The sequence below is a fragment of the Streptomyces sp. NPDC102467 genome (assembly GCF_044765445.1).
GTDB lineage: Bacteria > Actinomycetota > Actinomycetes > Streptomycetales > Streptomycetaceae > Streptomyces.
This window is the reverse complement of the sequence record NZ_JBIWKA010000009.1, coordinates 302,895-318,887: the sequence shown is the minus strand read 5'-3', so window position 1 is coordinate 318,887 and position 15,993 is coordinate 302,895. Positions and strand designations below refer to the sequence as shown.

The following is a 15,993-nucleotide window of genomic DNA, read 5'->3' as shown; positions in this document are numbered from 1 at the left end:
GTATTGCGGGGGCCCCCCGTACTTGTTTCATGCGGGGCCCCGGCGCCCCCCGGGCCCCGCCGCCCACGCGCGGCGCCCCCCCCGGGGGCGGGGGGGGCCCCCCCCCCGGGGGGCCCCCCCACGATCCACCCGTGATCCACCCCGGCTCCGATCTGTTGACCTGCCCTTTTCCGTAGCGTCGAAGGCGTTGAACCACTTCGCTCCCGACCGCTCCACGGAGGCTGTCATGTCCGGGTTCACCAATGTTCTGGTGATCGTCGCTGTTCTCGCACTGGTCCTCGCGCGCCAGTTCAGGACCGAGCGCCTGTCCATGGACCGCAAGTGGTGGCTGCTGCCCGCGATCCTCGGCTTCTTCGCGCTACGGGACGGCTCCCTCGTGGACCCGCACCACCTGACGGGCTCGGTCGTCCTACTCGTAGTGAGCCTGCTGGTCAGCTTCGGGATCGGTATCGGATGGGCGTTCACGACGCGCGTCTGGTCCGATGAGCACGGCGATGTCTGGACCAAGGGCACGGTGGCGACGGCCGGCACCTGGCTGGGCGGCATCGCATCACGTGCGGCCGTCGTCGGCATCGGCCTGGCGATGGGCATCCACCTCGGCAGCTCCGCGCTCATGCTGGGCTTCGCCCTCTCGCTCCTGATCCGCTCCGGCCTCGTGATGTGGCGGGCCGGTGGCCTGCGGTCGGCGTACGTTGGTCCCCTCGCGCAGCCGGCCTGGGAGGACCGCAGGTGAGCCGGAGCCACTGGACGGCGTGGCCCTCGCGGGAGGCGCTCTCCCGCGCGGGGCTGACGCGCGCCCGGCGGATGCTGGCGGGTGCGGTCCGGGCGGCCGTGATCGCGATCCTGCTGTGGACCGCGGTCACGCAGCGGAACGTCGCCGACCTTGCCATCGTGGCAGCGCCCGTGGGGCTGTTGGCTTGCGCGGCCACGGCGTGGGGCTTCATGCGCACCACCCTCGAGCACCGCCTGGGGGCCTCGCTCGGCTTGCTGGCCACCCTCATGCTGATCGCGGCGGGCGCGCAGCAGATCGGGTTCGTGGGCCCGGCTGTGGTGCTGTGGTGCGGCTGCGCCGTCTCCGCGCTCGAGCGCATGCCGCTGGCTGCCGCGGTGCCCGCCACCGCGGTCTCGCTCACCGGCTTTGCTCTCCTCAACGACGACGCCTGGCCGACCACCGCCGTCGTCGCGGTGGGGCTCTGCCTCTCCGGATACGTATTGCGTCTCGACGCCGAAGCCAGGGGCACCGCCCAGCGGTTGCTGGTGCAGGAGCGGGCGGCCAGAACCGCGGAGGCCGAGTCGGCGGCGCTCGCCGAGCGGTCCCGGATAGCCCGCGAGATCCACGACGTCCTTGCGCACAGCCTCTCCGCCCAACTGGTGCACCTGGAGGCGGCCCGGCTGCTCATCGAGCGCGGGGCCGACCGGGACCAGATCCTGGAGAGGGTCGTGGCGGCCCGCGGCATGGCCCGTGACGGGCTCGTGGAGACCCGGCAGGCGCTGTCCGCGCTGCGGGGTGAGATGACGCCACTGGAGGACTTCCTGCGGGAACTGGTGGCGTCCTCGGACGGAACCTCGCTGGCCGTCGAAGGCGAGCGCAGGCCGCTGTCCGCGGAGGCCTCTCAGGCGGTGCGCAGGGTCGCGCAAGAGGCGCTGACGAACGTGCGCAAGCACGCCCCGGGCGCGAAGGCCGTGATGCGCCTGGAGTACAGGCCGGGCGAAGTGGCCTTGGAGGTACGGGATTCGGGGGCGTCCCGGCCGCACGAGGAACTCACTGTCAGTGGCGCCGGTTACGGTCTGCTGGGGATGAGGGAGCGTGCCGAGTTGCTGGGCGGGACGCTGGACGCAGCGCCGTACGAGGAGGGTTTCGTGGTCAGGTTGAAGGTTCCCCTGTGAGCGGCGACGAGGCGGAGGCGGGCGGACCGGTCGGGGCGGTACGGCCTCCGGCCCGGGTGGTGGTGGTCGACGATCAAACGGTGGTGCGCGAGGGCATCGTGATGCTGCTTGGGCTACTGCCCGGGATCGAGGTCGTCGGGGCCGGGGGAGACGGAGAGCAGGCGATCACGCTCGTGGCCGAGCTGGATCCGGACGTCGTCCTGATGGACCTGCGCATGCCGCGATGTGACGGGGTCGAGGCGACCCGGCGCATCCGTGCCGAGTATCCGGGGACGCAGGTCGTCATCCTGACCACGTACGCCGACGACGAGTCGCTCTTTCCGGCGCTCAAGGCGGGTGCGCGCGGTTACTTGACGAAGGACGCGGGAGGGGACGAGATCGTCCGGGCCGTGGAGGACGTGCTGTCCGGCGACGCGGGGCTCGCTCCGAGGATCCAGCGGCGGCTCCTGGAGAGGCTGTCACAGCCCGAGGCCGTCACTTCCGCGCCCAAGGAGCCGCCGGACGGCCTCACCACCCGGGAGGCCGAGGTCCTGGTGCTGATCGCCGACGGGCTGAACAACCAGGAGATCGGGCGGGAGCTCCATGTCTCCACGGCCACGGTGAAGACCCACATCAACAACCTGTTCGCGAAGACCGGCCTCAAGGACCGTGCCCAGGCTGTCCGTTATGCGTATCGGCACCGACTCGCGAAGCCACCGGGGGAGCCCATCACCTAATGGGGTGAAGGACTTGCGAGGAGAGTCCGGGATCTTCCTGGTCTGTCCATCCTTGGGCACGCGGCCGAAGCGGGCCGCGGACAAGGAGAGTTCGGTGGAGATGCAGGACGGGCGCGAGACGGCGCAGCCCCGAGCCGGTGATCGCGGTGCCATGGGCGACCCCTGGTACGACGCGTTGGCCTCCGGGTGGGGCGAGTGGGACGGCACGGGCGCCTTGCCCCCCGCCGTGCCCGGCCAGGCCGCGCCCCGGGAGCGGAGCGCGGCAGGGGTCTACCTGGAAGTACAGCGCAGCACGGCGTTCCAGGAAGTGCGCGGTCGCTACCGGCGGTTCGTCGTCCCCGTGGTCGCGCTCTTCTTCGCCTGGTACCTCGCGTACATCGTGGCTGCCACGAGCGCTCCCGCGCTGATGGCGCGGCCGGTCGCGGGGGCCGTGAATGTGGCGATGGTGGCGGGGCTCGGCCAGTTCGCCAGTACGTTCCTGCTGACGTGGCTGTACGCGCGCCATGCCCGGCTGCGTCGTGACCGGCTCGCGCTCGAACTGCGGTGGGACACCCAGGAGATGACGCGTGGCATCGACGAAGCCGCTCGCATGAACGGTTCCGCGCGGGTGAGCGGGACGGCCCGTATCAATGGGGCTTCGCACGAGGACGGTTCGATTCGGAGCGAGGGCGGCCAGCTGTGACGGGTACGCACCAAACCTTGGCGCTGGTTCTGTTCAGCGCGTTCGTGGCGGTCACGCTCGGCATCACGACCTGGGTGGGACGCAACCGGCACGGCTCGGCGGAGGAGTTCTATGCCGGCGGTCGCCTCTTCTCGCCCATGGAGAACGGATTCGCCATCGCCGGCGACTACATGTCGGCCGCTTCCTTCCTCGGAATCTCCGGGCTGATCGCGCTCTTCGGCTACGACGGGCTGCTCTACTCCGTGGGCTTCCTCGTCGCCTGGCTCGTCGTGCTCTTCCTGGTCGCCGAACTGGTGCGCAACTGCGGCCGGTTCACGATGGCCGATGTCGTGGCGTCCCGGATGCGGGAGCGTCCCGTGCGCATCGCGGCGGGAACTTCTTCGGTCACCGTGTCCGTTCTCTATCTGGTGGCGCAGATGGTGGGTGCGGGCAGCCTGGTCGCGCTGCTGCTGGGTGGCAAGAGCGGAGCGGCGCAGGCCTGGACCGTCGTCGGCGTGGGCGCGCTCATGGTGATCTATGTGTCGTTGGGAGGGATGCGGGCCACCACGTGGATCCAGATCGTGAAGGCCGTCCTGCTCATGGGCGGGACGATTGCCCTGACCGCGCTCGTCCTGACGCGCTTCCACGGTGACTTCAATCAGCTGCTGCGCACAGCCGCGGCGCGCAGCGGGCACGGCTCCGACTTCCTTGTGCCCGGACTGAAGTACGGCGGGAGCTGGACCGCGCGCCTGGACTTCATCAGCCTCGGACTCGCGCTCGTACTCGGCACGGCGGGCCTTCCGCACATCCTGTCGCGCTTCTACACCGTGCCGACCGCGCGGGCTGCCCGCCGTTCGGTCATCTGGTCCATCGGGCTCATCGGCAGCTTCTACCTGATGACGATCGTGCTCGGCTTCGGCGCGGCCGCCATCGTGGGTTCCGGCGCCGTACGGAGTTCGAACGCCGCGGGGAACACGGCGGTTCCGCTGCTCGCTCTCGACCTGGGCGGCGGCGCGGGCTCCACGGGCGGCACGGTGCTGTTCGCGATCGTCGCCGCGGTCGCCTTCGCCACCATCCTCGCCGTCGTCGCCGGAATCACGCTCGCCTCCTCGGCGTCCGTGGCGCACGACCTGTACGCCTCGCTGCGCCGGCCCGGCGCGAAGCAGCACAGCGAGGTCGCGGTGGCGCGGGTCGCCGCGGCCGGGATCGGCGTGCTCGCGATCGGGCTCGGGCTGCTCGCGCGGGACCTGAACGTCGCGTTCCTCGTGGGCCTGGCCTTCGCCGTCGCCGCGTCCGCCAACCTGCCGGTGCTCCTGTACTCGCTGTTCTGGCGGAACTTCACCACGCGCGGGGCGGTGTGGTCGGTGTACGGCGGGCTCGTGCCGGCGCTCGCGCTGGTCGTGCTGTCGCCGGTGGTCTCGGGGAGCCCGACGTCGTTGTTCCCGGGAGTGGACTTCCAGTTCTTCCCGCTGGAGAACCCGGGGCTCGTCTCCATCCCGCTGGGCTTCCTGGCCGGCTGGCTCGGCACTGTCACCTCCGCCGAGCCGCCGGACGAGGCCAAGTACGCGGAGACCGAGGTGCGGGCGCTGACCGGCGCCGGGGCTGTCTGAGCCGGCGGCTTCAGCGGCCGGCGGCCCACTCGTACCGGTGCTCGGGCCGCCCCGTGTCGCCGTACTTCAGGCTCAGCCGCACCCGCCCCGTGCGCTCCAGAAGCTTCAGATAGCGCTGGGCGGTCTGGCGGCTGAGCCGGGTCCGGTCCGCCAACTCCTGGGCGGATAGGGGCCCTTCGGCGCCCATCATGGCTCTTCGGACGAGTTCGGCCGTGGTGGGGGAGTGCCCCTTCGGCAGCTCGGGCGCAGGTGTGGCCGACAGCGCGCCGAAGATCCGGTCGACCTCCGCCTGCTCGGCCTCGCCTCCGCCGTCGAGGGTGCGGCGCAGCGTCGCGTACGCCTCCAGCTTGCCGCGCAGACCCGCGAACGAGAACGGCTTGACCAGGTACTGCAGCGCCCCGTGCCGCATCGCGGCCTGCACGGTCGCCACGTCGCGCGCCGCGGTCACCATGATCACGTCGATCTGGTGGCCGCGCTCGCGCACCGTGCGGGCGACGTCGAGGCCCGTCTCGTCCGGCAGGTAGTGGTCGAGAAGGACCAGATCGACATCGAGTTCCTCGATGCGCTCCAGAGCCTCGGCAGCGCTGTACGCCTTTGCGGCCACGCGGAAACCAGGCACCTTGGCCACGTAAGCGGCGTTCACGTCGGCGACGCGGGTGTCGTCGTCCACGACGAGGACCTCGATCATCGGGTCTCCTCGGCCGCGCTCGGGACGGTTTCGGCGAAGGCTTCCGGCAGTACGACGACGAACTCGGCGCCTCCGGTGGGCGACTCGGTCACCTCGGCCGTGCCGCCCTGCCGCTCGGCGAGCCGTCGCACCAGGGCGAGCCCGATGCCGCGCTTGCCGTGCGCCGGCGGTGCCTTGGTGGACCACCCCTCCACGAAGACGGTCTCCCGTTGCTCGATGGGGACCCCGGGCCCCGTGTCGCGGACCCGAAGGACCGCGGCACGGCCCTCCGTCCGCAGAACCACCTCCACGCGCGCGTGCCGCCCCGAACCGGCCGCCGCGTCCAAGGCGTTGTCCACCAGGTTGCCGACGATCGTGACCAGCCCGCGTGGATCGACGAGCCGGTCCGGCAGTGCGGTGTCGCGCGAGACGCCCAGCGCGACGCCGCGCTCGGCGGCGACCGTCGCCTTCCCCACCAACAGGGCCGCGAGCAACGGATCCTGGATCTTCTCGGTGATCTGCTCCGCGGTGACCCGGTGTGCGCCCGCCACCTCACCGACGAACTCCGATGCCTCCTCGTACATCTCCAGCTCCAGCAGCCCCAGCAACGTGTGCATGTGGTTGGCGTGTTCGTGGTCCTGGGCGCGCAGGGCGTCGATGAGGCCGTGCGTGGAGTCGAGTTCGCGGCCCAACTGTTCCAGCTCCGTGCGGTCGCGCAGGGTCGCGACGGCGCCCCCGTCGTCGGTGGGCATCCGGTTGGCCACCAGGACGCGCTGGCCGCGGACCGTCAGCAGGTCGGTGCCGGCGACGTGGCCCGCGAGCACGTCGGTCGTACGCCCCGCGCCCAGCGCGTCGTCCAGGGGCCGCCCGATCGCCTCGGCGCCCAGGCCGAGCAGGCGCTGTGCCTCGTCGTTCAGCAGTCGGATGCGCCCGGTCCGGTCCAGTGCGACGACGCCCTCACGGATGCCGTGCAGCATCGCCTCCCGCTCGGCCAATAGCGCGGAGATGTCCGAGAACGCCAGATCGCGCGTCTGCCGCTGCACCCGCCGTGAGATCAGATACGCGGCGAGCGCACCCACGGCCAGCGCTCCGCCCGCGTAGGCGAACAGGCCCGGGATGGCGTGGATGAGGCGCGCGCGGACGCTGTCGTACTCGATGCCGACCGACACCGCGCCCACGATGGCCCCGTCAGCGCCCTTCAACGGCACTTTGCCGCGCGCGGAGCGGCCGAGGGTGCCGTCGTCGATCTCCATCACCTCGCGGCCCGCCAGCGCGTCGCTGGGGTCCGTCGAGACGACCTTGCCGATCTGGTGGCGGTCGGTGTGCGACCAGCGCACCCCTCCCTTGTTCATGATCACCACGTATTCGGCGCCGCTGGCCCGCCGGATCCGCTCCGCGTCGGCCTGTACGGGTCCGTCCGTGGAAGGCCGCGAGGACCGCAGGTCGGCGGCGATCTGCGGCTGCGCCGCTGTGGTCTGCGCGATGGCCAGAGCGCGCCGCATCGCCTGGTCGTCCAGTTGGTCACTCAGGGGAGCCAGGAAGAGCCCGGTCGCCAATACGGCCACCCCGGCAGCGATCGCCACCTGCATCAGCAGCACCTGCGCGAACACGCGCCTCGGCAGACCGAAGCGCAGGCGGCGGGCGGAGGAAGTCGGGCTCATGGTGACGAACGGTACGGGCCCTTCCGCACCTGATCGAAGCCCTTGTGGCAGGGATCTCGTACGTCTCTGCCGGCTCCGTCAGTCGAGCGCGGCGGGAACCTCACGCACAGCCACGACATCCATACGGGCTGGTGAGCCGAGAGCGCCGCCGCAGCTCTCCGGGCGTGGTGGAAGCGACGCGCCCTTGGCGACCGTCACGCGCCAATGGCGACCGTCGGTGTGCGCGACGGTCACCTCCCAGTGCGGCCCGTCCGCCGCCGCTGTCCGCTCGGAGACATCGGTGCGTACGACGTTCAGGGCACCGACGCGGTACTCGTGGGCTGCCCGTCGCACCGCCAGTTCCGCGGCCTGGCCGGGGCGGTCCCAGGCGGAGTTGCCGCGACAGCCCCGGGTCACGATCCGGTCGGCGCGCACTGCCTCCAGGATCTCCTTCACGTCCGCCGCCGTAGCCCTTCCGTAGGCGTATCCGTGCGGCAGCACCAGAAGAGTGGGGGAGAAGCGGTGGCCGCCCAGATGAGTGACCTCCCACACGCCTTCTTCTCCGGAGAGGGTGAGTTCGGAGGCCAGCGGCCGCCCCAGCAGCGCGCAGCAGCGGTCCCGCTTTCCATTGGTGCAGACGAGGGCGAGAGGAGCGCCTGTATGTGGCTCGCCGAAGCCTCCGTGATCGCCGCTTCCCAGGGCGGCGAAGTCGAGCCGCAGCAACTCTTCGGGGGTAGCGATGGTGGTGCTGCGCAGCCATGCGTTTCCGGGGGTCGTGTGGGCCACATACACGCGGCGACGTGCCGGTGCATGGCTGTCGGCGTGCCGTCCTGGGCGCCGCACGAGCGCGATGCGCACGCCGGTGCCCTCGGCCGCTGTCTCCAGGGCGCGGCCCACTTCGGGATCGAGATGGCTGGAGGTCAGGGCCTTCGCCCCCCAGGGACCCGACTGCTCGATCAACAGCCATGTCCGGGCGGTGGCCGCAGTCCCCGCGAGAGGCTCGTCAAGATCCAGCGAGGAGGTAGCGCACGTACTCACACAGGCGAGCCTAACCTGCCTGCAAGGTCACTCCTGGTGGGGCGATGACGGCAGGGGCTGCGGCGGGCGCACGCCTACGTAGTGACCTGTGGGCCGCATACGAAGAGGGCGTTCCCCGTACTCCTCCAAGGCATGGGCGATCCAGCCCGTCGTGCGGGCGACCGCGAAGATCGTCTCGCCCGCCTCGGCGGCCATCCCGTGTGAGGTGGTGAACACGGCGAGAGCCAGGTCCACGTTGGCGTGCAGATCCGTGTGGCGGGCGGTCGTCGCCACGACGTCACGGGCGGCGGCCAGCGCGCCTCGCGCCGCGGGCAGTTCCTCCAAGGCGGTGAACAGGGCCTGTGCGCGCGGGTCCTCAGCTTTGTAGAGGCGATGGCCGAGACCCGGGACCCGGCGGCCGGCCCGCAGCTCGTCGGCGACCACGGGGCCGGCGCTGCCCCGGTCGAGCACGTCCAGGAGCATCCGGTGCGCCAGGCCGCTGGCCGCGCCGTGCAGGGGCCCCTCCAGGACGCCGAGGCCCGCGGACACGGCCGCGTACGCGTGCGCCCGGGCCGATGCGGCGACGCGGACGGCCAGGGTGGAAGCGGCCAGGTCGTGGTCGGCCAGGAGAGCAAGTGCCATGTCCAGGACGCGAAGTGACGCCTCGTCGGGCTCTTTGTAGGACAGGCGTCCCCACAGGCGTTGAGCGATCGGTTGGCCGTCCATGTAGGTCGTCCGCTGGAGGGGCAACGCGGCCGCGAGCGTCGGGATGAGGGACCGCGCGGCGCCGAGGACCGACTCCTCGGACAGGTCGTACCGCAAGGGGTCGACGGTCGCGGCGGCGACGGCTGCCACCCGCAACCGGTCCACGGGGCTGCTGTGTTCGGGCAGGGCGCCAATGGCACGCCGGGCCGCCGACAGGGACTCCTGGGGGGCCGTGAACCGGGCGCCGGGGCGCAGCGTCCCCGTCCACAGCCACTCCGCGACCTCCTCGTACGAGTGGCGGGCCGCCAGCTGTGCCGCGTCGACCCCTCGGAAGAAGTAACGGTCCCCGTCGATGAGCGTGATCCGAGTGCGTACGGACAACTCGTCGGGCCCCGAACTCGGTGCGCTCTCCCGCCTGTTGCGATGGGCGAGGGCTTCCACCTCCGTGGCGTCGAAGGTACTGCCGCGCCTGCCCTGGCCGCGTCGGCTGGTCAGCTGTCCGCGGCTGACGTACGCGTACACGGTCTCGGGCTTCACGCCGAGCAGCTCGGCGGTCTCCTTGGTACTCAGCCGACGGGAAGCCTGCTGGGCCGGTGCCGGTTCGTGATCCCTCATGCGCGTCACCGTATCCGCATCTCTATGTATTGATTGAATCAATATTGACAGAGATCTAGTCAAGCATGGACAGTCGAATCAAGTTCAGGGAGGAAACATGCCGATCAACAGGGCCACGGCCGCCCCCGTAGCCGACGTACCGCGAGGGCTCGCGGGCGTCGTCGTCACCGACACCGCGCTCGGAGACGTCAGGGGACGCGAGGGCTTCTACCACTACCGCCAGTACTCGGCCGTCGAGCTCGCACGGACCCGCGGCTTCGAAGACGTATGGCACCTGATGATCCATGGCGAACTGCCCGATGCTGAAAGGTCGATGGCCTTCGTGCGCGAAACCGCGGCGCTGCGCGCGCTGCCCGGCGACGTGCGGGCCGCGTTGCCCGCCATCGCCCGCGCGGGCTCCGCGTCCGGGCCACTCGCCGGGCTGCGCACCGCCCTGTCGCTGTTCGGCGCCTCGCGGGGCTTCAGACCTGTCTACGACATCGATGCCGACCGGCGCCGGGAGGACACCCTCGCCGCGGCCGCCGTGGTCCCCACCATGCTCACCGCCCTGCATCGGCTCGGGGAAGGGCTCGACCCGGTGGAGCCGCGCGAGGATCTCTCCTACGCGGCCAACTACCTCTACATGCTGACCGGTTCGGAGCCGGACCCGGAGCACGCACGGGCCATTGAGCAGTACCTCATCTCAACCATTGATCACGGCTTCAATGCGTCAACGTTCACGGCCCGCGTGATCACGTCGACCGGCGCGGATGTCGCCGCCTGCCTGGTGGGTGCGGTCGGCGCCCTGTCGGGGCCGTTGCACGGAGGGGCGCCCAGCAGGGCACTGGACACCCTGGACGCGATCGGCACCCCGGACCGCATCGACCCCTGGATCCGTGAACGGGTCCTGGCCGGCGACCGGATCATGGGCTTCGGGCACCCCGTCTACCGTACGGAGGACCCGCGCTCGCGGATGCTGCGCGGTATCGCGGAGCGGTTCGGCGGCCCCCTCGTCGAGTTCGCCGTAGAGGTCGAGCGCCAGGTGGAGGCGATCCTGGCAGAGCTCAAGCCGGGTCGGGAGCTGCATACGAACGTGGAGTTCTACGCGGGCGTAGTCATGGAGCTGTGCGGGTTGCCGCGTGCCATGTTCACGCCGACGTTCGCCGCGGCGCGTGTGGTCGGGTGGAGCGCCAACATCCTTGAACAGGCCCAGGATTCGAAGATCATTCGGCCGGCGGCGCGGTATGTGGGGACGGAGCCTCCGGTGGCTGTACCGCTTCGAGGCTGAGGGGGGCGACGTCCGCCGACCGGAGAACCGGTCGGCGGACGCCATACGCACGGACCTGGATCAGGCGTCCGGGATGTCGACCTTCGCGCGGACGAGCGTCTCCCGGTTCACGATCACAATGCGCTCGTAGTCGGCGACCCCCGCGTCCGCCGGAAGTTCGTTCTTCAGGTCGGCGGTGGCCTCCGTGCCGATCACGGCGAAGTTCCCGTCGCTGAGTTCGAAAACATCGGGGCAAGTAGCGCCGGAGGTGCTTCCGCGAGCGCTCGGGGGCACCCCGATGCGGCGTACGATCTTCAAGGGAACCGGTTCCTTCTCACGGGGTGACGTTAACGGCGTCACATTAGTGCTCGGCGCGAGGCGAGAGGATACCGATTGCCGCCATTTCAGGGGGAGTTGGCCGTTTACTTCACCGGTATGGGCGAACCGTTCGGCTCGTGGGAACCCGGTGATGACCCGGGGCAGGGGGGAAAGGTACTCCCGTACCTGCCGTCAGACCGACGGCGGCTCTCCCACCACCCACCACTCATCCGTCTCCGCTTCGTCCATCTCCCGGAAAAGCGTCTCGGCCATGCGTCCGACCTCCGCCTCGACGGACGAGGGGTCCAGTGACGCGCGATGCGGGCGGGTGTTCTCCCAGTACTCGCGCATGTGTTCGCTCTGGAAGAGTTCCCGAAGGCTGCTGAAGAGCTCGCGCCGGTTGAGCAGACCCGATTCGTACAGGTAGAAGGCGTTGATGTACCAGAGGTTGGCGTACAGGTACTGGCGCCGCTTCTCGGGGGAGAGGTCCAAGCCGTAGTTGTCGATCACGACGGCCAGGGCGGGGTCGTCGATGGCCTTGCTCAGGAGCTCCCAGTGCATGCGCTGTTGATGGGCGCGGGCCTGTCGTCTCCACTGCGCCGCAGCCTCCGCGCGGCCCGGTCCGTACTGCTGCCACATATGTGCCGTGGCGGTGCCCGCGAGCCCGCCAGTGATCATCGCAGCGACTACGGATCGCAACGTCCTCTTGCTCTGTGTGGCCATGTCAACCCCCGATTCAGGCGACCGTCCGCCGGTCGTCGGTGCGGGTCGACGGGCTGGGGACCGGCGAGCGGTGGGCGGCGCGCTTGCCGTCTCCCAGGGTGCCGAGCGGCTCTGGTCGGCAGGGAGGCGGAGAGGAGGCGCACGGAAGCATGCTCGGGTCGCGAAAACCGGCGCCACTCCAACCTCTGCCCCGCGAGTGGCGCTAACAATCGTTCACTTCGCGGGCTTTCTACGCGCGCCTATTCTGGGGCGGCATTCATTCTTCGTACGAGAGCCGGTCTGTGAACCGGCGCACGCTTCGGTGTGAAAGAGGTCGCGTGTTGAGCAAGGCGAGCCCGCAGCAGATCCCCGTCGTCGTCCTCGCGGGCTTCCTCGGTTCGGGGAAGACCACCCTGCTGAACCACCTGCTGCACCGCAGCGGTGGCACGCGGATCGGCGCGATCGTCAACGACTTCGGGGCGATCGAGATCGACGCCATGGCCGTGGCGGGGCAACTGGGCGACTCGACGGTCTCCCTCGGCAACGGGTGCCTGTGCTGCGCCGTGGACGCGAGTGAACTTGATGTCTACCTGGACAAGTTGACTCGTCCCGTCAATGTTGGGCAAGCCAGTCAAGCTGATCAAGCTGATCAAGCCGGTCAGGGCAGCCAGAGCAGTCAGGGCATGGATGTCATCGTCATCGAGGCGAGCGGCATCGCGGAACCGCAGGAGCTGGTACGCATGGTGCTGGCCAGCGAGAATCCGCGGATCATGTACGGAGGGTTGATCGAGGTCGTCGACGCGGCCGAGTTCGACGCGACCCGGGAGAAGCATCCAGAGGTGGAGCGGCACCTGGGGATCGCGGATCTCGTCGTGGTGAACAAGGGCGACCGGGTCCCCGATGACGAACGGGAGCGCGTCCTGGACGCCGTGCGCGCGGCGGCGGGACGGGCCGCCGTCGTCTCCGCATCGTACGGACGCATCGATCCGGAGCTGCTCTTCGACTGCCGCCCCGCCCGGGAGCGGATCGGGCAGCTGTCCTTCGACGACCTGCATCGGCACGACGCGGGCGGGGCGCACGACGGGCATCTGCACGCCGCCTACGAAAGCGTCGCGTTCACCTCTGACGTACCCATGAACCCACGCGCCTTGATGGGCTTCCTCGACAGTCGGCCCGAAGGGCTCTACCGCATCAAGGGATACGTCGACTTCGGCGCGGGTGACGCGGACAACCGCTATGCCGTGCACGCCGTCGGACGGTTCCTGCGGTTCCGCCCCGAGCCGTGGCCGGACGACCGCCCGCGCCTCACCCAACTCGTCCTCATCGGTGCGGGCATCGACACAGCGGCGCTGCAGAAGGAACTCGACGCCTGTAGGGGCGACGGGAGCGAGGGGAGCAGCGGGAAGAGCGACGCCCCGCACACCGTCGACGAGCACGGCATGTGGGGCGTTCTCCGCTACGTACAGGACCACGAGCACGACCCCGTACAAGACCCCGTACAGGAACACGCACAGGACATGGGCGAAGCCGAAGAGTGAGGCGGGTGGTCTAGGCCGGGCCGGCCACCACCGCCACCGTCTTCGGCAGTGAGATGCCCGAGCCGTCGCGGCGCGGGTCCATCTCGGTCAGCTCGGCCGGCGTGCCGTTCTTCTGCGCCGCCCGCGCGGGCGCCGGACCTGCCCAGGCCAGGCTCAGGCAGTCCTCGCCCTTCAAGAAGCGCTGGCAGCGCACGCCACCGGTCGCCCGGCCCTTGCGCGGGTACTGGTCGAACGGCGTGAGCTTCGCCGTCGTCTGCACCGAGTCGTCCAGCGTGCCGCGCGATCCCGCCACCGTGAAGACGACGGCATCGACCGCCGGGTCGACCGCGGTGAACGAGATGACCTTCGCGCCGGTCGCCAGCTTGATACCGGCCATGCCGCCCGCGGGGCGGCCCTGCGGACGCACCACGGAGGCCTGATAGCGCAGCAGCTGGGCGTCGTCCGTAATGAAGACCAGGTCTTCCTCACCGGTACGCAGCTCGATCGCGCCCACGATCCGGTCGCCGTCCTTGAGGGTGATGACCTCCAACTCCTCCCTGTGCGAGGGGTAGTCGGGCGTCACCCGCTTCACGACACCCTGTTCGGTGCCGATCGCGATACCGGGCGACGACTCGTCCAGCGTTGTCAGGCAGACGACCGTCTCGTCCGGCTCCAAGGAGGAGAGGAATTCCGAGACCGGGGCGCCACCGGAGAGGTTCGGCGCGGACGCCGTGTCCGGGAGCTGCGGCAGATCGACGACGTTCAGCCGCAGCAGTCGGCCCTGGGAGGTGACCACACCGATCTCGCCCCGGGCCGTGGCCGGCACCGCGGAGACGATCAGGTCGTGCTTGGTGCGTTTGCCGTCTTCGTCCGTGCCGAACGGCGCACCGTTCGCCGTACGGGCCAGCAGGCCCGTCGAGGAGAGCAGCACGCGGCACGGGTCGTCGGCCACCTGCAGCGGGACCGCGGCCACCGGGGAGCCCGCCGATTCCAGCAGCACGGTGCGCCGGTCGGTGGCGAACTTCTTGGCCACCGCGGCCAGCTCCGAGGAGACCAGCTTGCGCAGCTCCGTGTCGGAATCGAGGATGCCGGTCAGCTCGTCGATCTCGCCGTTGAGCTTGTCGCGCTCCGACTCCAGCTCGATGCGGTCGAACTTGGTGAGGCGGCGCAGCGGCGTGTCCAGGATGTACTGCGTCTGGATCTCGCTCAGCGAGAAGCGCTCCATGAGGCGCTCCTTGGCCTGCGCGCTGTTCTCACTGGAGCGGATGAGGCGGATGACCTCGTCGATGTCCAGAAGCGCGACGAGGAGACCCTCGACCAGGTGCAGCCGGTCCTTCTTCTTGGTGCGGCGGAACTCGCTGCGGCGCCGCACCACCTCGAAGCGATGGTCCAGATAGACCTCGAGCAGCTCCTTGAGGCCGAGCGTGAGCGGCTGGCCGTCCACCAGAGCCACGTTGTTGATACCGAAGGACTCCTCCATCGGCGTCAGCTTGTAGAGCTGCTCCAGGACGGCCTCCGGTACGAAGCCGTTCTTGATCTCGATGACCAGGCGCAGGCCGTGCGCGCGGTCCGTGAGGTCCTTGACGTCGGCGATGCCCTGGAGCTTCTTCGAACCGACGAGCTCCTTGATCTTCGCGATCACCTTCTCGGGACCCACCGCGAAGGGCAGTTCGGTGACGACGAGGCCCTTGCGGCGCGCCGTCACGGTGTCCACGGAGACCGTCGCACGGATCTTGAAGGTGCCGCGGCCGCTCTCGTACGCGTCCTTGATGCCGGAGAGTCCGACGATCCGGCCGCCCGTGGGCAGGTCGGGTCCCGGCACGAACTTCATGAGCGTCTCGAGGTCGGCGCCCGGGTGTCTGATCAAGTGCCGCGCCGCGGCGATCACTTCACCCAGATTGTGCGGCGCCATGTTGGTCGCCATGCCGACCGCGATGCCCGACGCGCCGTTCACCAACAGGTTCGGGTACGCCGCAGGGAGGACGAGGGGCTCCTGCTCCTGCCCGTCGTAGTTCGGCGCGAAGTCGACGGTGTTCTCTTCGATGGACTCCGTCATCAAGCTTGCCGCGGGATCCATGCGGCACTCGGTGTACCTCATGGCGGCCGGGCGGTCGTCGTTGCCCAGAGAACCGAAGTTCCCGTGCCCGTCGACCAGTGGTACGCGCATCGAGAACGGCTGGGCCAGGCGCACCAGGGCGTCGTAGATCGACGCGTCGCCATGGGGGTGCAACTTACCCATGACCTCACCGACGACGCGGGCGCACTTCACATAGCCACGGTCGGGGCGCAGGCCCATCTCGTTCATCTGATAGACGATCCGACGGTGGACGGGCTTCATCCCGTCGCGGGCGTCGGGCAGGGCGCGCGAGTAGATGACCGAGTACGCGTACTCCAGGTAGGAGCCCTGCATTTCGTCGACCACGTCGATGTCGAGGATCTTCTCCTCAAAGTCGTCGGGCGGCGGGGTCTTCGTGCTGCGGCGGGCCATCGCTGCTGCGGCTCCTTCACCAACATGTACGGGAACTGTCGCGGACCATTGTGGACCGCCCCACTGACAACGCTGTTCGCACCCCGTCCGTACCGGGCGGTTCGCCACCCGTGCAGGGGGCGACGTGCTCGCTCACGGCGTAGTCGGGGCGGGAACTTCGCCAGGCGCCTGCACGCTTGCATACAGTGGCAGGACTGGCAGCAA

General features: G+C 69.8%; 14 protein-coding genes. 7 read left to right on the top strand and 7 right to left on the bottom strand.

Features of this window, described 5'->3' with window-relative positions; translation table 11 throughout:
- Positions 1-226: 226 nt before the first annotated feature.
- The 5 genes from ACIREE_RS20970 to ACIREE_RS20950 all read left to right on the top strand — a co-directional run bounded on the left by ACIREE_RS20970 (position 227) and on the right by ACIREE_RS20950 (position 4,874).
- Positions 227-733, top strand: a complete 507-nt coding sequence (locus ACIREE_RS20970; protein WP_404154027.1) for a DUF1453 domain-containing protein — start codon at positions 227-229, stop codon at positions 731-733.
- Entirely contained in the window at positions 730-1,887 is a 1,158-nt protein-coding gene (locus ACIREE_RS20965; RefSeq protein WP_404154024.1) for a sensor histidine kinase, read from the top strand. The genes ACIREE_RS20970 and ACIREE_RS20965 overlap by 4 nt, the downstream gene beginning before the upstream one ends.
- A complete protein-coding gene (locus ACIREE_RS20960; RefSeq protein ID WP_404154021.1) occupies positions 1,884-2,603 on the top strand; it encodes a response regulator in 720 nt (239 codons plus the stop codon). The genes ACIREE_RS20965 and ACIREE_RS20960 overlap by 4 nt, the downstream gene beginning before the upstream one ends.
- A 100-nt stretch (positions 2,604-2,703) precedes the next feature.
- The gene (locus tag ACIREE_RS20955; protein ID WP_404154271.1) at positions 2,704-3,285 is read left to right on the top strand and encodes a DUF485 domain-containing protein; all 582 of its coding nucleotides are present in this window, start codon (positions 2,704-2,706) and stop codon (positions 3,283-3,285) included.
- On the top strand, positions 3,282-4,874 hold the full coding sequence (locus ACIREE_RS20950) for a cation acetate symporter (RefSeq protein WP_404154018.1): 1,593 nt from the start codon (positions 3,282-3,284) through the stop codon (positions 4,872-4,874). The genes ACIREE_RS20955 and ACIREE_RS20950 overlap by 4 nt, the downstream gene beginning before the upstream one ends.
- A gap of 10 nt (positions 4,875-4,884) precedes the next feature.
- On the opposite strand, the gene ACIREE_RS20945 is transcribed toward ACIREE_RS20950, so the two are convergent.
- The 4 genes from ACIREE_RS20945 to ACIREE_RS20930 form a co-directional block, all read right to left on the bottom strand.
- On the bottom strand, positions 4,885-5,562 hold the full coding sequence (locus ACIREE_RS20945; protein ID WP_404154015.1) for a response regulator: 678 nt from the start codon (positions 5,560-5,562) through the stop codon (positions 4,885-4,887).
- Entirely contained in the window at positions 5,559-7,202 is a 1,644-nt protein-coding gene (locus ACIREE_RS20940) for an ATP-binding protein (protein WP_404154012.1), read from the bottom strand. Before ACIREE_RS20940 ends, ACIREE_RS20945 begins: the two co-directional genes overlap by 4 nt.
- 78 nt (positions 7,203-7,280) lie before the next feature.
- Complete coding sequence (locus ACIREE_RS20935; RefSeq protein ID WP_404154010.1) at positions 7,281-8,219, bottom strand: sucrase ferredoxin; 939 nt, start codon at positions 8,217-8,219, stop codon at positions 7,281-7,283.
- Between the two features lie 27 nt (positions 8,220-8,246).
- Positions 8,247-9,518: a citrate synthase gene (locus ACIREE_RS20930; protein WP_404154008.1), complete on the bottom strand. Its 1,272-nt coding sequence runs from the start codon at positions 9,516-9,518 to the stop codon at positions 8,247-8,249.
- Between the two features lie 97 nt (positions 9,519-9,615).
- Between ACIREE_RS20930 and ACIREE_RS20925 the strand changes: the two genes are divergently transcribed.
- Entirely contained in the window at positions 9,616-10,785 is a 1,170-nt protein-coding gene (locus ACIREE_RS20925) for a citrate synthase (RefSeq protein WP_404154006.1), read from the top strand.
- A 60-nt stretch (positions 10,786-10,845) separates the two neighbouring features.
- Here ACIREE_RS20925 and ACIREE_RS20920 read toward each other — a convergent pair whose 3' ends face one another.
- A complete protein-coding gene (locus ACIREE_RS20920) occupies positions 10,846-11,082 on the bottom strand; it encodes a hypothetical protein (RefSeq protein WP_404154003.1) in 237 nt (78 codons plus the stop codon).
- A gap of 192 nt (positions 11,083-11,274) precedes the next feature.
- Positions 11,275-11,760 carry a DUF6082 family protein gene (locus tag ACIREE_RS20915; protein WP_404154000.1) on the bottom strand — a complete coding sequence of 162 codons (486 nt, stop codon included), beginning with the start codon at positions 11,758-11,760 and terminating at the stop codon, positions 11,275-11,277.
- Between the two features lie 362 nt (positions 11,761-12,122).
- Here ACIREE_RS20915 and ACIREE_RS20910 point away from each other — a divergent pair, with 362 nt between their 5' ends.
- Positions 12,123-13,322 carry a CobW family GTP-binding protein gene (locus ACIREE_RS20910; protein ID WP_404153997.1) on the top strand — a complete coding sequence of 400 codons (1,200 nt, stop codon included), beginning with the start codon at positions 12,123-12,125 and terminating at the stop codon, positions 13,320-13,322.
- A 10-nt stretch (positions 13,323-13,332) separates the two neighbouring features.
- Here ACIREE_RS20910 and ACIREE_RS20905 read toward each other — a convergent pair whose 3' ends face one another.
- Positions 13,333-15,789 carry a DNA topoisomerase (ATP-hydrolyzing) subunit A gene (locus tag ACIREE_RS20905; RefSeq protein ID WP_404153994.1) on the bottom strand — a complete coding sequence of 819 codons (2,457 nt, stop codon included), beginning with the start codon at positions 15,787-15,789 and terminating at the stop codon, positions 13,333-13,335.
- Positions 15,790-15,993 lie beyond the last annotated feature (204 nt).